The 17,424-nt window shown below is 38.7% G+C and carries 18 protein-coding genes; 7 read left to right on the forward strand and 11 right to left on the reverse strand.

Features of this window, described 5'->3' with window-relative positions; all coding sequences use genetic code 11:
* Positions 1 to 116 precede the first annotated feature (116 nt).
* The gene (gene lysS / locus A9P82_RS14910; protein ID WP_066209239.1) at positions 117 to 1,634 is read right to left on the reverse strand and encodes a lysine--tRNA ligase; all 1,518 of its coding nucleotides are present in this window, start codon (positions 1,632 to 1,634) and stop codon (positions 117 to 119) included.
* 99 nt (positions 1,635 to 1,733) lie between these two features.
* Between lysS and A9P82_RS15540 the strand changes: the two genes are divergently transcribed.
* The 6 genes from A9P82_RS15540 (at position 1,734) to A9P82_RS14935 (ending at position 6,309) form a co-directional block, all read left to right on the forward strand.
* Positions 1,734 to 1,904, forward strand: a complete 171-nt coding sequence (locus A9P82_RS15540; RefSeq protein ID WP_156522713.1) for a hypothetical protein — start codon at positions 1,734 to 1,736, stop codon at positions 1,902 to 1,904.
* 230 nt (positions 1,905 to 2,134) lie between these two features.
* A complete protein-coding gene (locus A9P82_RS15545; protein WP_156522714.1) occupies positions 2,135 to 2,437 on the forward strand; it encodes a hypothetical protein in 303 nt (100 codons plus the stop codon).
* 14 nt (positions 2,438 to 2,451) lie between these two features.
* Positions 2,452 to 3,132 carry an NAD-dependent epimerase/dehydratase family protein gene (locus A9P82_RS14920; RefSeq protein ID WP_066209243.1) on the forward strand — a complete coding sequence of 227 codons (681 nt, stop codon included), beginning with the start codon at positions 2,452 to 2,454 and terminating at the stop codon, positions 3,130 to 3,132.
* A 49-nt stretch (positions 3,133 to 3,181) separates the two neighbouring features.
* Entirely contained in the window at positions 3,182 to 3,772 is a 591-nt protein-coding gene (locus tag A9P82_RS14925; RefSeq protein ID WP_066209247.1) for an acetate uptake transporter, read from the forward strand.
* A gap of 65 nt (positions 3,773 to 3,837) precedes the next feature.
* Complete coding sequence (locus A9P82_RS14930) at positions 3,838 to 4,305, forward strand: hypothetical protein (protein ID WP_066209250.1); 468 nt, start codon at positions 3,838 to 3,840, stop codon at positions 4,303 to 4,305.
* Between the two features lie 57 nt (positions 4,306 to 4,362).
* Positions 4,363 to 6,309 (forward strand): ABC-F family ATP-binding cassette domain-containing protein, encoded by a 1,947-nt coding sequence (locus A9P82_RS14935; RefSeq protein ID WP_066209253.1) that lies wholly within the window; start codon positions 4,363 to 4,365, stop codon positions 6,307 to 6,309.
* Here A9P82_RS14935 and A9P82_RS14940 read toward each other — a convergent pair whose 3' ends face one another.
* From A9P82_RS14940 to spt, 10 genes are all read right to left on the reverse strand, one after another.
* Positions 6,310 to 7,251 (reverse strand): phosphatase PAP2 family protein, encoded by a 942-nt coding sequence (locus A9P82_RS14940; RefSeq protein ID WP_082915376.1) that lies wholly within the window; start codon positions 7,249 to 7,251, stop codon positions 6,310 to 6,312. It lies immediately after the preceding gene.
* Positions 7,252 to 7,281: 30 nt separating this feature from the next.
* A complete protein-coding gene (locus A9P82_RS14945; protein ID WP_066209256.1) occupies positions 7,282 to 7,932 on the reverse strand; it encodes a sterol desaturase family protein in 651 nt (216 codons plus the stop codon).
* A 35-nt stretch (positions 7,933 to 7,967) separates the two neighbouring features.
* The gene (locus tag A9P82_RS14950; RefSeq protein WP_066209258.1) at positions 7,968 to 8,564 is read right to left on the reverse strand and encodes a DUF4833 domain-containing protein; all 597 of its coding nucleotides are present in this window, start codon (positions 8,562 to 8,564) and stop codon (positions 7,968 to 7,970) included.
* A complete protein-coding gene (locus A9P82_RS14955; protein ID WP_066209261.1) occupies positions 8,557 to 9,285 on the reverse strand; it encodes a CDP-alcohol phosphatidyltransferase family protein in 729 nt (242 codons plus the stop codon). Before A9P82_RS14955 ends, A9P82_RS14950 begins: the two co-directional genes overlap by 8 nt.
* Positions 9,286 to 9,359: 74 nt before the next feature.
* Positions 9,360 to 11,933, reverse strand: coding sequence for a DUF5686 and carboxypeptidase-like regulatory domain-containing protein (locus A9P82_RS14960; protein ID WP_066209264.1), 2,574 nt, complete (start codon positions 11,931 to 11,933; stop codon positions 9,360 to 9,362).
* 11 nt (positions 11,934 to 11,944) lie between these two features.
* Entirely contained in the window at positions 11,945 to 12,316 is a 372-nt protein-coding gene (locus A9P82_RS14965) for a GtrA family protein (RefSeq protein WP_066209268.1), read from the reverse strand.
* Positions 12,317 to 12,772 (reverse strand): phosphatidylglycerophosphatase A family protein, encoded by a 456-nt coding sequence (locus A9P82_RS14970; protein WP_066209272.1) that lies wholly within the window; start codon positions 12,770 to 12,772, stop codon positions 12,317 to 12,319.
* Between the two features lie 138 nt (positions 12,773 to 12,910).
* Positions 12,911 to 13,891 carry an NAD-dependent epimerase/dehydratase family protein gene (locus A9P82_RS14975; RefSeq protein WP_066209275.1) on the reverse strand — a complete coding sequence of 327 codons (981 nt, stop codon included), beginning with the start codon at positions 13,889 to 13,891 and terminating at the stop codon, positions 12,911 to 12,913.
* Complete coding sequence (locus tag A9P82_RS14980; protein ID WP_066209278.1) at positions 13,888 to 15,018, reverse strand: GNAT family N-acetyltransferase; 1,131 nt, start codon at positions 15,016 to 15,018, stop codon at positions 13,888 to 13,890. The genes A9P82_RS14975 and A9P82_RS14980 overlap by 4 nt, the downstream gene beginning before the upstream one ends.
* A 149-nt stretch (positions 15,019 to 15,167) precedes the next feature.
* The gene (spt, locus tag A9P82_RS14985) at positions 15,168 to 16,385 is read right to left on the reverse strand and encodes a serine palmitoyltransferase (protein ID WP_066209282.1); all 1,218 of its coding nucleotides are present in this window, start codon (positions 16,383 to 16,385) and stop codon (positions 15,168 to 15,170) included.
* Positions 16,386 to 16,715: 330 nt separating this feature from the next.
* On the opposite strand from spt, the gene upp reads away from it, so the two are divergent.
* Positions 16,716 to 17,369 (forward strand): uracil phosphoribosyltransferase, encoded by a 654-nt coding sequence (upp, locus tag A9P82_RS14990; protein ID WP_066209285.1) that lies wholly within the window; start codon positions 16,716 to 16,718, stop codon positions 17,367 to 17,369.
* Positions 17,370 to 17,424: the final 55 nt, after the last annotated feature.

Genomic DNA, 17,424 nt, shown 5'->3' on the forward strand with positions numbered 1-17,424 from the left:
TATCGGTCAATGGAAAATAAAAATGCAGCCGTTGAAGGCTGCATTAAATTTTGATTTGTGTATGACAATCATGATTTCAAATCTTAATCAATCATAAAAAATCTGGGTTCTATATTTTACGCTAATTTCTCCGGTCGCATTTGCGGAAATAGCAATACGTCCTGTATCGATTGCTGATTGGTCAATAACATTATCAACCTGTCAATACCAATGCCGATGCCGCTTGTCGGCGGCATTCCGTATTCCAATGCTCGAAGAAAATCCTGGTCGATAAACATGGCTTCGTCATCGCCGCGCTCCATTAAACGCGCTTGTTCTTCAAAGCGTTCGCGCTGGTCAATCGGGTCGTTGAGCTCGCTGTATGCGTTGGCGATTTCTTTGCCGTTAATCATCAGTTCAAAACGTTCAACAAGTCCGGGTTTGCTGCGGTGTTTTTTTGTAAGCGGGCTCATTTCTACAGGATAATCAATGATGAAAGTCGGCTGTATATATTTGCTTTCCGATGTTTCACTGAAAATTTCATCGATCAGTTTTCCTTTGCCGATATTCGGCGGAACATCGATGTTCAGTTGCTTGCATACTTCGCGTAAACCGTCTTCGTCTTTTTCGCTTACGTCAATGCCTGTATTTTCTTTAATCGCATCGAGAATAGAAATACGTTTGAACGGCGCTTTAAAACTGATGGTTTGTTCTCCGACTTTTACATCGGTTGTTCCGTGAACGGCGATGGCGAGTTGCTCAAACAATTGCTCGGTGGTTTCCATCATCCAGAAATAATCTTTGTACGCCGTGTACCATTCCAACACCGTAAACTCAGGATTGTGCGTTCTGTCCATGCCTTCGTTGCGGAAGTTGCGGCTGAATTCGTACACCCAATCAAATCCGCCAACAATCAATCTTTTCAAATATAATTCATTTGCAATGCGGAGATAAAACGGCACATCCAAAGCATTGTGGTGCGTAACGAAAGGTCTTGCCGCCGCGCCGCCGGGAATTGCCTGCAGCACAGGCGTGTCCACTTCCAATGCGCCTTGTTTATTGAGAAATTCACGAATGGTATTAATGATTTTTGTTCGCTTTACAAACGTATCTTTTACTTCGGGATTAATCACCAAATCGGCATAACGCTGACGGTAACGAAATTCAGGGTCTGTGACAGCATCATGCACATTACCTTCTTCGTCGCGCTTCACGACCGGCAAGGGTTTCAGGGATTTTGCGAGCAAGGTTAAAGTTTGCGTATGAATAGAAGTTTCGCCCGTTTTTGTGATAAAAACAAATCCTGTAACACCGATGAAATCGCCCAAATCCAACGTCTTTACAACATTTGTCCAAAACGATTTATCTTCCTCGGGGCAAAGCTCGTCGCGCTTTACATATAATTGAATGATGCCTTTGCTGTCTTGTATTTTTATAAAGAAAACTTTGCCTTTGTCGTTAATGCTCATCACGCGACCGGCAACGCATACGTTGGTAAAATCATCTTTGTTTTCTTCGGTAAAAGAATTTTTTATGTCTGTCGAAAAATGTGTTACGGGATACAACGCGGCAGGATATGCGTCGATTCCTGCGGCTTCCAGTGCTTTTAATTTTTCCCTGCGGATAATTTCCTGTTCTGATAAATTTTGACTCATAGGGCGCAAAGATAAATTCTGAATTTGACAATTTGAAAATATGATAATTTGATAATGCTGATTGGAAAAGGTATCTTTGAAGAAGCAAAATAAATGAAGATGAAAACTATTGTATCAAAAAAGCAAAATTTATCAATTCGCACAAGCAGCAAAACAAAAAAGGTTGCTGCCGACAAAGCATATACAAAAGTCAATATTAATTTATCCAAAATTTCAAAGCAAGTATATGATGCCAACAAAATTGATGCTTACAAGCCGTTGATTCCATAATTTATATCATGTTCGATGCTTCCTATAAATTTACACAAATCGGTCAAACCCTTAATCCTTTTATTGATAATAATATATTAAAGACTTTACATTATAGTTTTAAAACTGAACTGCATCATTATCTCGTTGATATAAAATGTTACGTTTCCTCACTTTATGTAATCGAATTCTTTTTGCGAACAGATAAGAACAGCAAGAAAGCTTCAAAGTACGGCAAACTCACGCATGAAATGAAAGCTTCAAGAATTATCAGAACTTGTTTTGATATTATGATGACGATTTTATCGGATGATAAAAAAGCAAGTTTTGCATTCATCGGTTCGCCTGTTTTTATCAATCATCTTCAAATGGAATCTATTGAAAACACTAAGCGATTCAGCATATATCGATATGTTGCGATTAATCTTATCGGCAGAAAAAGTTTTGAATTATTTGAAGATGAACAGACAAGTTGTTTTTTGATTGCCAATAAATTGTCGGATATTGACATTGTGAGACAGGAAGCAAATATGGTGTTGCAATCAATGTTTTAAAAAGTATTTCAACCATGATTCTCGGCAAAGGGCTTATTGGCACAGCGTTACAGGCGATCGACAGAAATGATGTTTTGTTCTGCGCATCGGGCGTGTCCAATTTATTCGGGCATATTGAAGAACAACGTTTGCGCGAAGAAAACCTGCTGCGCGAAAATATTGCGAAGTATAATGATAAAACGATTATTTACTTCAGTTCATACAGCATCAGCGATTCGGACGATGCAAAAAACACGCCTTATTTGCTGCATAAAAAACGTATGGAAAACCTGGTCAAAGAACTTGCTTCGCAATATGTAATCGCGCGCACTTCCAATGTTGTAGGCAAAAACGGACAAGCAGGAAACCTCACGAATTTTATTTATAAAAATCTCACGGAAAACATTCCTTTTGACATATGGACAAATACCAACCGAAATTTAATTGATGTAGAACATCTTGCTTTGATGACGGATTATTATTTGAAAAATCATTCTCCGAACAAAACTATTTTTATAGTTAATCCAAAAGATATAATGATTGAAGATGTTGTAAAAGCCTTTGAACTAAAACTTTCGTTGAAAGCAAATTATCAATTGCTCAACAAAGGCAACTTTTACTTTTCCGATAAAACATTTGCCGAAGAAGCCTTCGCAGCGTTAAATATCGATGACGAGAACTACACGGAGAATTTGATTGAAAAATATTTTTTGTAAAAAACAATGCGTTAATTTAGTGGTTTCTAAAAGCTAAAAAACGTTTGTTATGCAAAACGAAATCATCAAAAAAGATACAACGGGCAACCCCGCACCGCTTGGTTTACTTGGCTTTGGAATGACCACCGTATTGTTGAATGTTCACAACGCAGGACTCATTTCTTTGAGCAGCATGATACTTGCCATGGGTATTTTTTACGGCGGCATTGCGCAGGTAATTGCGGGTATTATGGAATGGAAAAAAGGCAACACATTTGCCGCGACTGCATTTATTTCTTACGGATTTTTCTGGCTCACATTTGTAGGCTTGCTGGTGTTGCCTAAAATCGGTTGGTGGGACACTTCTGCCGATGCCAATACATTAGGTGTTTATCTTTTTATTTGGGGACTGTTCACACTCATAATGTTCATTGCAACTTTTAAATTGAACCGCGCATTGCAATTCGTTTTCGGCACGTTGGTTATTTTATTTTTCCTGCTGGGCTATGCGGAATTTGCAGGCAATGGAAGCGTTGGAAAGTTTGCAGGTTACGAAGGCATCGTATGCGGATTGTCCGCTATTTACACGGGTTTGGCGCAAGTACTGAATGAAGTGTACGGGAAAATTGTATTGCCGCTCGGCGTGGTAATGAAAAGTTGAAAAATATTTTTTATAAGTGTAGCAGAATGATTTTCGGTTGCGTTTTCATATGTAAAAGAATAATTATGAAAAGAACATTATTCCAAATCGGATTAGTTGTTGCTTTATTCCTGTTTTCTTGTAAAAAAGATAATAAAGAAATATTATGTACAGCCATTGGACACGCACCTCAGTTAATGTTTAATTTCATAGATAAAACAACTTCGCAAGATTTATTTTTCTCCGATAATCCGAAATATACCAAAGACCAACTTAAGGTTTATATTTTTGTGCCGCTTGAAAACAACGTTACGCAAAAAGATACGCTTCCTGTTACTGTTTATTCTTCCTCAAAATATTTTGCAACGCCAATTCCTTCTTTTACAGATACTTTTTATATGCAAATTGCAGATTTATCTATTGATACATTAATCATTAAATCAAAAAGAATTGTTTCTACTGCTTGCTATGTTCTTCCTTATCCCGACTCTGTTTTATTCGACCATCAATTATATATTGCTGATGCCAACCACATTCTTACTTTGGAAAAATAAAACTCCAAATCTTAAATCATAAATCAAGTTATCTTTGCGCTTCCAAAAAAGCGTTCAATGTTAGTAGGACTGAATAATGTAACTTTTGAGTTTGGCGCGCGCACTATTGTCGCGGATGCTTCGTGGCACATACTTCCCGGCGACCGCGTGGGCTTGATTGGCTATAACGGTACGGGAAAATCTACTTTGCTCAAAGTGATTGTGGGCGAATATACGCCAAGTGCCGGCACAGTTGAGCGCGGCAGAAATGTTTCCATTGGTTATTTGCATCAGGATTTGCTGAGTTTTGATACCAACGAATCCATTCTCGAAGTGGCGATGGGCGCGTTTGAGCGCGTGCGTTTTTTGGAAAAAGAAATTGAAAGAATTGGCATTGAACTGGAAAAAAATCATGATGAAAAATCATTAGAAACTTATACCGATTACCTGCACGAAATGGACGTGCTCGACGGTTACAACATTCAATACAAAACAGAAGAAGTGTTGCACGGCTTGGGTTTCAGCAATGAGCAATTGCATCGTCCGTATAAAACATTCAGCGGAGGCTGGCGTATGCGCGTGTTGCTCGCGAAGATGATTTTGCAACAGCCTGATGTATTGCTACTTGACGAACCTACGAACCACTTGGACTTGCCGAGTATTGAATGGTTGGAAAAATATTTGTCCGGTTATAAAGGCAGCGTGGTCATCGTTTCGCACGATAAATTTTTCCTCAATCGCATGGTCAATAAAATTGTGGAATTGTATCAACAACAATTACATATTTATTCGGGCAATTATGAGTTTTACGAAACTGAAAAAGAACAACGCATAGAAATTCAGCAGCGCGCTTATGAAAACCAGCAGGAATATATTCGTCAGCAAGAACGTTTTATTGAGCGCTTCAAAGCCAAAGCTACAAAGGCTGCGCAGGCGCAATCGGCCATGAAACGATTGGATAAAATCGAGCGCATCGAAGCTGTTGAAATCGAGCGACCAAACCTGCGCATCAATTTCCAGATAGATAAACAGCCCGGAAAAATTATTGCTTCGCTGAAAAATATTTCCAAATCTTTCGGCGAAAATATCATTGTAAAAAATACTTCCGCAGAAATTGACCGCGGCGATAAAATTGCTTTAATCGGCGCCAACGGAAAAGGTAAATCTACTTTGTTAAGAATTATCGCAAACGCCGAAAACTTCGATGGCGAGCGGGTTTGGGGTCATAATGTGGAAGAAAGTTTTTACGCGCAGCACCAGTTGGAAAGCTTGAATTTGGATAATACCATTTTGGAAGAAATGCAGCTTTGCGGCAGCGGCAAAACCGATTTGGAATTGCGCAGCCTGTTAGGCGGATTTATGTTTGGCGGCGATGATATTGACAAGAAAATAAAAATCCTGAGCGGCGGCGAAAAAGCGCGCGTGGCATTGGCAAAAGTAATTGCAAGCAAATCCAATTTCTTAATGCTCGATGAACCTACGAACCATTTGGATATGCACTCGGTTGATTTGCTCGCGCAGGCTTTAAACAAATACGAGGGCAGTTTGATTTTTGTAAGCCACGACCGTTATTTTATTTCCAAAGCAGCAAATAAAATCTGGGAAATTGTGGACAATGAAATCAAAGAATTTAAAGGCACTTACGCCGAATATGTTGAGTGGAAAGAATTAATGGCGAAACGCGAAAAAGAAAATACTGCACAGCAAAAACAAACTGTAACAGAAAATATTACAGTTAAAAAAACAGAAGAAAAAAAACCTGAACCACAAAATAATCTCGACCGTGAGCAGAAAAAAGAATTGCAAAAACTGCAACGACAATTGGAAAAATTAGAAGAGCAAATCAATCAGTTGAACAAAGAAAAAACAGCTTTGGAATTGGAAATGTCTTCGCCGGAAACTTATGCTTCGCCCGAGAAATTTAAAGAGTTGGAAAATAAATATACGCAGCTTTCTGCAAAGCTTAAATCTTCTGAAAGTGAGTATGAATCGGTGTTTGAGAAGATTGTGGAATTGGACGGATAATTAACTTACCAACTTCACATACGCATCTACAAACTTATGAACGAAGTTTACTTTTTTGTACAACCAATTGTATGAGATAATTCCTACAACAGCGCAAGCGATTCCGGCAAGCACATCAAGCAAATAATGATGGCTTGCATAAACAGCGGTAAACCAAATACCAAGCATTATAATGGCAAAAAATATTTTCGCATACCAGCGTTGTTTATTTTTGATAGCATGATAAAGCGTAACTGTTGGATAAGATGCGTGCAGCGAAGGCATGGCAGCAAACACGTTGGAACTTTGTGCATACAGCCCGTGAAAAATATTTAAGTGAAAATAAGCGTCAAATCTTCCCAAACCTGCTGTATTGCCCGGTGTGTGCGGGTTGAACGCAAATCCGTGCAGCTGAACGTACCATGGCGGCGCAGACGGACAAACATAATAAATTACAAAACCGATGAGATTTACCCACAAAAATGTTAGCGCAAAATTGATATAACCTGCACGCTTTTTTGTGTAGAATAAATATATGCCAAACAGAATGGGAACAGGCATCCAACACAAATAGAAACAACCTGCGAGAATATCAAGAAATATTTTTTGGTGTGCGTAAAAATATTCATTCAGCGAAACTTTTTTCCCGCTGTCAAAGATGCCAAACCAAGATTTATCCAGGTTGTAAATATCTTTAATATGAACCTGACTGAATTTATAGTTTGGGAATGCTTTCATAAAATCGAAGATTACCCAAAACACGATAAACACCGAAAAAGCAAGAATAAATTTTCTCGTTCCCGAAGTAAGATAATACAAAACATTGAACAGAATAATTAAAATTGACTGTTCCGTTTTATAGCCAATCAATACACAACAAAGCAAAAGATACAATGCTGAAATGCCGAAAGTCAATAAGAAATTTTTTATGGTATATACGGTCGTCTTATTCAGGTTCGGCACGTGCTATCAAGATTTTTTATAAAGAAATAATTATGCTGTTTTTTGTGTTTGTGTGGTGTTTTTTTTCTTTGGAAAACCTGAATCGAAAATGATGTCCCACAAAGAAGAGCTTACACCAAACCCTTTTTTCTCATCCTGATAATGATGCAGCATATGGTGTTGCTTTATCTTTTTCATCAATGAAGATTTAAAATTGTAGTGATGCATGGCATAATGCAGCATATCGTAAATCAAATATCCTGTAATAAAACCCGGAAAGAAACTGTATAATGCAGGTTTTGAAAAGAATAATGAGAAAATCCAGTAAAATAAAATTGCCAACGGAATGCTTACCGACGGCGGCATTACAAGTCTTAATCTATCTTTTGGATAATCGTGGTGTACACCATGAAAAATGAAATGCAGGCGTAATCCCCATGAAGATTTTGGTACAAAATGGAAAATAAATCTGTGTAATACATATTCCGTCAAACTCCAGACAATTAAACCGATTATATAGTATTCCAAAAAGAATAAACCGCTGCAATGCTCTGCTGCAAAGGCTTTCCACGAGAAGAAAGCAATTGCGGGAATAAATATATATAACGGAACAGTAAAATGTACTTTGGACAAACTTTCCAAAAAACTGCTCTTGAACATTCTTGTTGATTCTTCCGAATTGGAAACAAAATTTTTTGCCATGACCTTTTTCTCCTCCTAAATTTTTAGCCGTAAATTTAACTTTCTTCTTTCTTCACATTGGTAAGACGTTCGACTTCTTCGTTACCGGTTTTAATGTCGTTGCCTTTAATTTCAACATATACTACATGCGGATTCCAAAACGAGCCGCCCTTGATGTAAATAAAAATGCTGTTCATTACTGCAACTTCGTTATTGATTTTTCCATATACCTTCCATTCGTTCTCTTTGTTTTTCAAAAGATACATGTGGTATTTTTTGTAAGAAACAAACCAAAACTCATATCGGGTATCGCTTATTTTTTTTATGTTTAATCCGTAGGCAAATTTACGCTGAATAAAGTTTAATTCCTTTTTTTCTCCTTTAGGCGAATCGCCGTAACGCAGCCAATAAGTCGTCAAGGGTTTATCGGTATCTAATTGTCCGTTTACGATATTCAAATCACACGCGATTGTATTTGTATTGGGTGTTCTTTGCAAATAGAACATTCTGTTTGGCTCACTTGGCGGAATGGGATAAGCGATTCCTTCACGCACAATCGTTTTTTGTGCAAAGCCTTGTAAGGTGAGGCTTCCAAGCAATAGTAACAAAAATATATTTTTAAACCAATTCTTCGGGTTAAACTCCTTATTCATTCTTCAATCTTTTTTCTTCATCCAGCTTGTCCAATTGTCTTTTTGCATCGCGCATTCTCCTGACAGCCGTAATGTTTGTAAGCACCGCCATTACCGTAATAGGAATGGTAAAAATAGACATTGTTTCAAAAATATGATATTTGACTCCCTGTACGTACAATTTATAATCGCCGCTAATGAAATGCGAAGCTATACCACAGGCAATCGCCGACACGCCTATCAACACTACTCTTTCGGGACGTTGCATCAGACCGCCTTTATTTTGTATGCCCAATCCTTCACTTCTTGCACGTGTATAACTTACCATCATCGAACCAATCATCGCGATGAATGCAAACAAAGAGCTTAAGAAATAATGTTTCGCGATAAGATAATAGCAAATACCTAAAAATAGTATGAGCTCGCTATATCTGTCCAAAACAGAATCTAAAAACGCACCGAAAGTCGAAGACATTTTTCCAATGCGTGCTACCTGCCCGTCGAGCATATCAAATAATCCCGCAAATAAAATCAATCCACCTGCCCAACCTAAGGCTTTAAGGTCGCCATGAGACCTGCCATCTGATTCTGCACCAAAAATAAAAATCACGGCTACCCCAATGTTGAGAATCAACCCGATTATACTCACGCCATTCGGTGTAATCCCGCACCTGATAAGCAATCGTACAAACGGATTGATTACTTTATAAATACCCAATTGCAGACGGTCTCTTAATTTCATCCGTATATTTTTATTTTTTCAATGGTTGGATAAGAACTATGCATTATTTATGCTTTATCTCATACAATGCAAAATTAAAAATTAGGAACGATTAATACCCGGATACCGTTTGTTGGAATCTCCGGATGATTCAAATACGTGAAACGGTGTATGTAATCGATTCTTATCAGTTTTAAAATATTCATTATGCCGAAGCCGCCCTCTACATAAGGTGTTTTACCCAGAGGAAAGGTACTCGGCAATCCGTTTGTTGTAGGGAACAACATTTGGTTGGGATTTTTTGCCGGATTATTCTCGTCGCGCAATCCACCATATAAAACCTTTCCTTCAACTACTTCACGGAATTTCAGTTTTTTCAGCAAAGGTATTTTATTAAACAGAAATCCGTTAAGATAATAATCGCCCATTAGACTTACATAGTGGTCGCTGGCAAATTCCAAAAAGTTCATGAGGTTGTACGACTGCAACTGATAGGCGTATGTTTGGTTGGCATGCGGCAACTGGAGCAAAGGGTATGGCAGCTTACCAAACATATATCCGCCTGCCAAGGTAAAATCGGCATAGCCGAATTGCGACAACAGGAAGCGTTTGAAAATGTTTGCGTCTATGTTGTTATAATTGTATTGTCCGCCCAAAAATCCTTTGAAACCTGCCGTATATTTCAATTGAAATATTGGATGTTGGTTGAGTAACGGAACGCGGTAAATCTTCCCCTGATAAAATATTTCGTGCGGCGCATAGCGTAGCGTAAGATTTATACTGCTCGATGTTATACTTTGTTGGCTCAGCGGCGGTACCGGCTGGTTGGGATACAAAAATGCCAGTGTGCCGGCTGCAAACTGTTTCCAATATGTGTAATTCAAATCCCACGAAAAATGGTTTTGAAACTCTTTTACGTAATCTATTTTAAAGAAATTGTTGTACAGCCATTTGTCGTTATTGCCACGCTTGAACGAAAGTAAGAAGTTATTTTCCTGTACAAATTGTAATTGTTGTCCGGGAATTTGCGTTTCCTTTTGATAGCTTACGCGCACATAGTTTTGCGGGAACTGGTAAATAGATTTGTTATTGATAGAATAGGTGGCGCTTCCGAAATATTTCCAGCGTTTATCTTTAAAGCCATAAGCACCATAACCTTCAAAATAGTATCGCTTGCTCAAACGCGGCGTGGTACGACCGCCAAGTCTTAAACGGAAACCTTCGACCGGATTGAAACTATAAAACGCATTTGCCGGACCTACTTCTGCCGGACCCACCTGTTTGTAACCTGCGAGGAAAAATGTAAGCCAGTCCATCAGGTTTCTGAACGATTTCATGTGCGACAAACTATCAACGTTTTGGTATGTGAGCGATTCTGCTCTTGTTAAAGTATCAAAACGGTTTTGTGCCCAAAATTCGGAACTTTGATTCATGGCGGAATCCTGTACTATTTCACTTGAACCCTTAAAGATAGCGGAAGGTATTTCTTTGTTAATATCAAAATCTTTATACATCACTACGCGCTCGCCGTATAAACCCATGCCTTTTTTGAAAATACCGAAGTCGCCTACAATATCGCTTTTTGTAAGCAGGTATTTTCCATCGTTGCGCCTTGTGAAATCAAGCTGGATACGCATTGAGCGCAGGAAGTTAAAGTTGATGCCATTGGGCGAATAAAGTCTTACACGTTGTACGGCATAGTGCCCGTCAAGTGTTACATACATCGTTCCTCTGAAGAGCATATCCTGCGGATTGCGCGGCTGAAAAGAAAGTTGCACTTGCTTAACGCCGTCAATCATTACGGTATCGCCCAGAAAGAACATATAAAATGTGGGCGCCATATTGGAAATAGGACTGAGGAATTGGTTGGTAAAAAGCGTAATATTATTGTCATAAATATCCACATCGGCATACAAGGCTTTGAGCCAGCTTGTAATACCTTTTGTATCTATGAAGTCGCCAAAATCTACCGTATTGTGTCCCGTAATAATTTTTTTGGAATTTTCGGGCTTCTTCCTGTAATAATTCTGCGAGCTTACTTCATCTAAATAAATAGGTACGATGCTTTTGCCGGGAACTGTTGTCGTATCTTGATTGTCCAGCAGAAACTTGTATTTCTGCATGAATTTGGAGTCTTTTATTTTTTCGGAAAAATTGCTGATGGACATTACCATTTTGTCGTATTCGCTATACTGCGCATATTCATACGAGTTCATTCTGTTTTCGTCGCGGTGTGCGATTACTTGTCTTATCAGTTCTACTGCCGGATTTCCTTTGTTACGGTATTTCCGTTTGGTATTGCCTACGGTTACATCTTGCAGCGAGCGAGAATCTGCATTGAGTGCCATATTCACTTCTTGCTCTGCAACATTAAAATTAATGTTCAGAGAGCTTGTTTTATAGCCTATGTACGAAAACTCGAGATGCGTATTCGTAAGAAATTTCTGCGAAGCAATTAAAGAATAATGCCCGGAAGAATCGGTGCGTACTCCTCCGGAACCTTTGAAATATACGCTCACATTTGCAATAGGAGCGCGCGTTGCCGAATCCACCACCGTGCCTCGTATAATGATGGACGATGATTGAGCATTTGCCAAATAACTTAAAGAAAATACTATTGAAAGAATTAAAAAAATTCTTTTAAAAATAGCTTGAGAATGAAAATTCATGTAAGCGTTTCTTATTTAAAAACAAATCTTCTTTGCAAAAGATAATTATAAAATATACCGACTGTTGTTGCCACAATTGCCATTGAAACCCAATAAGGCAGCGCCGGAAATGCAATTAACATTGCTCTGTAACCGTAGTAGTTGAGCAAAAAATTTCCGCCCCATACTAAGATATATCTTACCAGTCTTATTGCCACTTTATTGTGTTTTTCGAAAACCCATTTTTTGTTTACAAAAAAATTAGCTGCGCCACCCACAATTAACCCGATAACTCTTGCTTCAATTTTGGGTACGCCAATCAATTCTACCAAAAGCATTGTTGTGATAAAATCTATTGCCGTTGAACCTATTGCAGATGCCTGCGCTTTTAAAAAAGTAATCATCTATAACAAATGAAACACAAGTATTAATTGTAAAATAATATTCGCATAAATGCCGGCCAATACATCGTCTGCCATAACGCCCCAACCACCCGGGAATTTTTCCATCCTGCGGATGTAGAAGGGTTTTGCAATGTCAAACACCCTGAACAAAATCAATGCCGCCAATGCCGTTTGCCATGTTACCGGAATCACAAATAAAGCAACACACATTCCTAAAACCTCGTCCAGCACTACACGGTAGCTGTCTTTGCCCCAGATGGCTTCTACTTTATTGCTGCTCCATACGCCCAATACAAAAAGAACGACGATGATAATGATTTGTGTAAAAATACCAATATCGAGTTTTGTTGAAACCCCATACCAAATTAAAACCGTGATAAGCGCTGCAACAGTTCCTCCGCCTTTCTTTACAAAGCCGACTCCGAAAAAGGTCGAGATGATTTTATGTATCAGCATTTCTTTGATAAGTTAAGCGCCTTACAAGGGTTTATACAAATCGGCTGCAAAGTTAAACAATTGTTTAAATTAAACAAGCGTTTAACTTTGTTTTTAAGTTTATTACAAGAAACCGACAAAGTTCCTGATTGATTGCTGCTATAATTGCTTACTGCTAAGCAGCCAGTCAATTGTTTGCTGTAAGCCGCTTTGTAAATTGTATTCAGGTGTAAAACCTAAATCCTCTTTTACTTTATCAATGTTACATTGCCAGCCGGATGTAAGTTCCTGCAATTTGTCTTTGTTCAGAATAGAATTTCGGCGAGGAAACAATTTTTCCATGTAAGTAACGCCGGATGTAACCAGTGAGTTGGGAATATGCAACTTGATTGTTTTTTTATGCAGTATATTTTTTGCGATATTGGCAAACTCGTAACGGTCATAATTGTTGCCATCGGTAAGAATATAGGCTCCGCCGTTTTTGCCGCTTTCCAATGAAAGAATAATAGCGTTGCAGACGTCCGTAACATGAATAAATGTCAATTGTTGCGGTGCTTTGCCAATGTAAAGTTCCCAGCCTTTTTTGACCATTTGAATAATCATCAGCAAATCTTTTTCTCTTGGTCCATAAACTGCTGTCGGGCGAAGGGAAATTAAAGGGAGCGAATTTATTTTAGTTAATTCCTGTTCGGAAAGCAATTTGCTTTTTCCGTAAAAAGTAATGGGATGTGCAACGGAATTTTCTGTAATCAATTCATTATTTTCCGAAGGTCCCATTGCCGCAAGACTACTTACAAAAACAAATTTCTGCAAATCTTTATTTGCCTGTAAAGCGGCATTGGCAAGGTTTACAGAGAGTTGTGCATTCGATTTGTTATAATCGTTTTGCGTTTTTGCTTTGGTAGTTCCCGCAACGTGTGCGATGTGTGTGATATTATTTTCTTTGAGAAGTTCAATTAATTTCTCTTCATTAAAATAATCGGGATAAACATACGAAATGTTCAACCCTTTGAGTGCATCAAGATTGCTGCTTTTGCGCACGGCGGCAAATACTTTATAGCCTTTTTGCAATGCCATTTCGACCAAATGCGAACCCACAAAGCCATTTGCGCCGGTTATCAGCAATCTTTTTTCACTCATATTTGTTTTTCGTAAATTCTGTAACGTTTGTAAATTTTTCCGTTGATGTCTTCAATAGCTTTGCGCATAAGCAAATTATCTTCCAAAATCCATGATGCTTCTACCTCTTCGATGCGATTGCTTTTGACAACATTGTCAATAATAGTTGAATAAAAATTCATTTCAATGCCCGCTTTGCGGTAACCTTCCACTACCCCAAGCAGCAGAATGCGCAAAGATTTTACTTTGTTTTTTCCTGTAAGTAACTTGAAAATTCCTGTGGGAAATAATCGTCCGCGTTTCACTTTTATCAGCGTTTCATTGATATTCGGCAAAGCCAGGGCAAATCCTATAATTTTACCTTCATGCTCTGCTACAACGCAATAGTCGGGGTCAAGCACCAGTTTCATATCTTTTGCCATGTAGGCAAATTCTGTATCTGTAAGCGGCGAAAAACCAAGATTTTTATCCCAGGCCGAATTATAGACGCCTTTGATTTTTGCGGCTTCATTCTTAAAATCTTTCATATTGATTTTGCGAATGGTAATGTTGCGGTCGTGCAAACGTTTTTGCATCAAATCGTGCAGTCGCCGCATACGGGTATCGTTGTAGGTGGCTTTTAGAAACTGGTAAGCCAAAATATCCGTTTGCTTTGTGAAACCGTTTTCTTCTACCAAATGCTGATAATAGGGTGCGTTGTAGGTCATCATTATTTTTGACGGACTATCGAAGCCTTCGGTTTGTAAACCGCAAGGTTCATTAGTTGAAGGGTTTACCGGTCCTATTATTTTCCCCGTAACGCCTTTGTCTTTCAGCCATTTTGCAGCTTCATCAAATAAAAGCCTGGCAGTTTCGCTGTCATCGATACAATCGAAAAAACCGAAGAAGCCGTCGTTGCTATTGTAATATTTATTGTGGTTTTTGTTGATGATTGCGGCAATTCTTCCTACAATTTTGTCTTCGTCATAAGCAAGAAATTTTTGAATTTCGCCATTTTCGTGAAAAGGATGCTTGCCCGGCGTCAACAAATCTCTTTGTGCAATGAATAATTCGGGAACATAATTTGAGTCGTTTTTGTACAAATCGTGTGGAAAATCTACAAACAGTTTCAATTGCTTTGCTGAATTTGCAGGCACTATTTTCTTCATTCCGAAAAAATTTGTTTGTGGTTTAAAAGATGAAATTGCCTAAGTTCTCGTTATTTTAATGACAAACGAACTTAGGCAATTCCGGTTATTGTTACTATGCAAATGTATTTCAAAATAGCTTTTGAACAAACTTTACTCGTATTATTCGGTTAAGCGAATTTTTGAGACAGCACATGGTTTGATTCAATGCCGATGCGCTTTGCTACACCTGAAATTTTCTCTACTGCTTCTTCAATTTGTGCAAAAGTATGTGTTGCCATTAACGAAAAGCGAATCAGTGAATCGTCGGGCGGAACTGCAGGCGCTACAACGGGATTGACGAAGATGCCTTCTTCAAGCAAATATTTGGTAAGCAGAAAAGTCTTATCCGGATTTCTTACATAAATAGGAAGAATAGGGCTTTCGGTTGGTCCGATGTCGAAACCTGCATCTATCAGTAATTTTTTAGCATGGTTTGTATTGTCCCACAATCTTTCTATATGTTCGGGTTCCGATTCCAAAATGTCCAAAGCTGCAATTACGCTTGCAACGGAAGCCGGTGTCATGCTCGCGCTGAAAAGCACAGAACGTGCACGGTGCTTCAGATAATCGATTGTTTCGGCATCGGCAGCTACAAAACCGCCGAGCGATGCAAATGATTTGCTGAATGTTCCCATTATCATGTCCACATCGTCCGTCAAGCCGAAATGCGAAGCTGTGCCCGCGCCTTTGAAACCAATGACGCCGAGACTGTGCGCATCATCTACATAAATATTGGCGCCGTATTTTTTAGAGAGTTCTACAATTTCGGGTAATTTTACAATATCGCCTTCCATGGAAAATATTCCGTCAACTGCAATTAGCTTAACAATATTATCGGGAAGCTGCCGGAGCTTGGCTTCCAAATCTTCCATATCGTTGTGGCGATATTTCAATGTTTTTGCAAAAGACAAGCGAGAACCGTCGATAATGGAAGCATGGTCATATTCATCCAGAATCAAGTAATCATTGCGACCGACAATGCTGGAAAGTACTCCGAGGTTTACCTGAAAACCTGTGCTGAAAAGCAGCGCATCTTCTTTGCCCACGAACTTTGCCAGCCGCTTTTCCAATTCAATATGAATGTCAAGTGTGCCGTTCAAAAAGCGTGAACCTGCACAGCCTGTACCATATTTTGCTACGGCAAGCATAGACGCTTCTTTGATTTTGGGATGGCTGGTCAGTCCTAAATAGGAATTGGAACCAAACATCAATACTTTTTTGCCTTTAATATACACCTCTGTGTCTTGCCCCGATTCGATAGCACGGAAATAAGGGTAAAGCCCTTTTTCTTTAATTGCTGTCGCATCTTTAAACTCGGCAATTTTTGTTTTTAAATTCTTCTGCATTCGCCTCGTTGTTATAAAAGTTTTATTGCCATTTAATAAACCTTCTTGTGAACCCGGAATGACTTAATCTACAACACAGGTATAGTCGTAATACCTTTATGAAATAATAAAAAAATAATATAGAACACCTTTAAGTGGAAAAAAATTACACTTAACAAGTTCTATCAAAAATACTTAATCAACTGAGTAGATACCATACACCCATCTGCAAAGATAAAGATTCATTTATATATTGGTAACGAAAATTTAAATATCGGTAAAATAATCCCGCTTCAGCAACTTGTTAGGCGTTTAAAATCTTTATTCATAAATATCAATTATCTTAGCTGCATGATAGTGAATTTAAGCGAAAAACACAGCCTTGTAAGTAACTGGGTAAGCGAATTGCGTGATGTAAAAGTGCATGACGACCGGTTGCGTTTCCGCCGGAATCTGGAGCGAATAGGAGAGGTCGCGGCATTTGAAATCAGTAAATTATTGCCGTGGAAAGAGACCGAAGTGCAAACGCCGTTGGGTATTCACAGGAGTAAGATATTGAGTGAGCAGCCTATTGTTGCTACCATTTTGCGTGCAGGCTTGGCAATGCACCAGGGAGTGCTCAATTATTTTGATAAAGCGGATAATGCCTTTGTATCGGCGTTTCGAAAGCATAACGCTGATGGTAGTTTTGACATTGTGTTGGATTATGTAAGCAGCCCGTCCATCGAAAACCGCGTATTGATTATTTCAGACCCTATGCTGGCAACGGGAACTTCTCTTGCGAAAACGATTGTTGCTTTAAAAAAATTGGGTACGCCTTCAAAAATCTATATTGTAGCCGCGATTGCCTGTACACGGGGAATTGAAAAATTGAAAGAGGTTCTGGGAGAGGATATTTGTCTTTGGTGCGGAGACATAGATACTGTGCTGAATGAAAAAGGTTATATTATTCCCGGATTGGGCGATGCCGGCGATTTGGCTTATGGAGAAAAGCTTCAGCATTAAATTTAGCATAAGTTTTGTTGGTAACTCGGTGTATGCAACTATTTTTGTTTTGAAA

Source organism: Arachidicoccus sp. BS20 (assembly GCF_001659705.1).
GTDB lineage: Bacteria > Bacteroidota > Bacteroidia > Chitinophagales > Chitinophagaceae > Arachidicoccus.